At 56.6% G+C, this 2,378-nt stretch carries 2 protein-coding genes; one reads left to right on the top strand and one right to left on the bottom strand.

Going from position 1 to position 2,378, the window contains the following annotated elements; all coding sequences use genetic code 11:
• Positions 1-559: 559 nt before the first annotated feature.
• A complete protein-coding gene (locus tag JI748_RS17330) occupies positions 560-1,351 on the top strand; it encodes a hypothetical protein (protein WP_201633605.1) in 792 nt (263 codons plus the stop codon).
• A 145-nt stretch (positions 1,352-1,496) separates the two neighbouring features.
• Here the strand turns inward: JI748_RS17330 and JI748_RS17325 are convergent, their stop codons facing one another.
• Positions 1,497-2,024, bottom strand: a complete 528-nt coding sequence (locus JI748_RS17325) for a hypothetical protein (protein WP_201633602.1) — start codon at positions 2,022-2,024, stop codon at positions 1,497-1,499.
• Positions 2,025-2,378: the final 354 nt, after the last annotated feature.

Raw genomic sequence — 2,378 nt, 5'->3', positions numbered from 1 at the left:
AGAAACGTGCACCCATCGAAAAGTCTTAACGTCTCTACCCAGGTTTCCCCAGACAAAGACCGCAAGAACCTCGCCGGCCACGTCTCTCTTTCTTCAATTCTTCACTATGTCAAAGAGCTGACCCAACGTCCGCAAGGACTGAAGCGTCGGTGAGAGCGAGGCTCTCGATGTTTCTGGAGAGAACAGTAGTCTGCTTCCGGTTGCCCGGCAGCCACTCTGCCTTTTCAGATTTGCCGATCAGTGGGAAGCGCCAGGGCGTCTCGCGTCGTCGACAAGCGGGGTTATATGGGAGGTCCTTTTTCCCGTCAACACCCTCATGAAAGAAAGATGACATTTTCTTCGTGAGCGGAGTTTCGGCGTGTGGATAACTCGGCTGAGTGCCCTGCGGTTCCTGACCCTTTCGGATTTCCTATCTTTTTCGGAGGTGGCACCATTCCGCTGCCGTACTTGGCTCAAACAGTGACTACGTTCAAATACGTAATGGTCCTGAATGGCCTATGCCTTAAACGTTCGATCGCAGCAGCTCACCGAAGATGGTACGGCTCTGAGGGCTCATGGCTTGAACTACTACCGCGCCATAAGACTCATTGGACGCACGGTTGTGCTCTGTCGACCACGAGATGAGAAAGACGACGGGTACTACGGCACAGCACGCATTCTGGGTGTCGAGTATGATTACGCCAACTCGAAATGGCTCTGGATAGCGCTCGGCAAAGTCACTGCCTTCGGATTGCCCATTCCTCTTCGCGAGCTTTTTGGCACGCAGTCCACGAACGACACGCCATTTCATGTCTACTCAAGAACCCTCCGACCTATCAGTCCATATGAGATGGAACGTTTGCTTGAGCGCGGTGGGGTGTCTCAAGTCATGGGTTTCGAAGAGAGCTTGACGCCATGTGAAATCCTTTCCCCGCTGCCGAGATGGACAACCCGAAAAACTAAGGTGAGTCAGAAGCTAATTCGCGATGAATTGCTGACGCTCTATGGTCCAGCATGTGTGTTGACGGAAAAGCTCTATACCACCCTCAACGGCCGATTCTGCGAAACGCAAACTGGCCACGTCATTGCGCTCAGATACTTCGGGCCTGATATCCTGCAAAACACGCTACCGATGTGTAGCATCGCGAACTGGCACTGGGATAACGGCATAGTGTCTCTGACGAATGCTGGAAAGATACTGCTTTCCGAAAGAGCTTCTCCTCACGCGAAGGAACTTTTTGGGCATGGGCGGCAGGTTCGATTCGCTAACAGTCAAGTTTGGCCGAAGGCTGAGTATCTTGAATGGCATCGCGACAACATTTTCCAGAAGGGCCACCAAGCTGGACTGATCTGGAAAGGTGTGGAACGCTGAGCCTCCAAGAGCTCAAATTGGCAGCTAGCCGGAAGTTGGCAATCTGACCTGTTAGGACCACTGATTGAGCCGACGGCGACGAGTCTACGATTAGCCCGACACGCTGGGGAACCGACTGCCTGGTAAGGCTTCCTCTAGGTCATCCTCATCGTTTTGCGCGCGCGATGATAGCGCGGAGCCATGTTTGCGCATTAGCAAGGACATCATCAGCGTTAACGTCATCCCAGCCATTCCCTTCCCCATCTGCGAGTTGCGCAAGCATTTCGAGCAGCATCACCCGCTCCGCCTCCTGCTCCTCCCCCACATTCATTTCCTCTACCTCCACCAGTGCTCTTCTGATTTCCTGCATCTTCATCAGTTGGGCAAACCTTGCGAACAGTTGCCGGGCTATAGCGGAGTCACCCCTCCATTTGCTTGCTGCGAACTGTTGTGACGCGCGTTGTCCGGCGCCAAGACAAGTAAAGTCGATGCAGCCTTCATAGCCGAGGTCTTCGCGGCGGGGGTGGATGGAGCAGCTGTAGTCGCCGGCAAGGAAGTGGCAGGGGAGGCCTGCGGGCTTGTCATGGCCGAAGCCGTCTGGGCGGGCGAAGCTGAGGGCGATGCAGCAGAGGCCAAAGCAGCGGGTGCAGTCGGCTTCGAGCTCGGGGTGGGGAATGGGGGCGGATTGGGTCACGACTGCGATCTTAACACAGGGCACGGCCGGCATGTGTGTTTTGGCGCAGGACGAGGCAAGCCAGGTTGCCGCGGCCGCCAGTGAAGGAGGCATGCCTGGGATGAGGTTTCAGGGGGGAGAACGGCGTGCTGGAACGCGGTGCACAGCAGGATCGGTGCCGACGGCAAGGCGCTGAACCGGACAGCGTCCGGGGTTCTGCATGCCGCGATCGAGATCTTGCGCAGGGCGAGCCAGGACTGCCAGGTTTCACCCTCCCTGCCCTAGCGAGAAGCCACATGACGCGGGGGTCTCATTTCTGCGGAGAACTGCGTAGGGGATCGGGTTTCGGCCTGCGGCCAGGGCGAGCGTTTGGGC

Source organism: Devosia rhizoryzae, assembly GCF_016698665.1.
Taxonomy (GTDB): domain Bacteria; phylum Pseudomonadota; class Alphaproteobacteria; order Rhizobiales; family Devosiaceae; genus Devosia; species Devosia rhizoryzae.
Note: the sequence above shows the minus strand (reverse complement) of the source record. Positions and strands in the feature narration are given on the sequence as shown.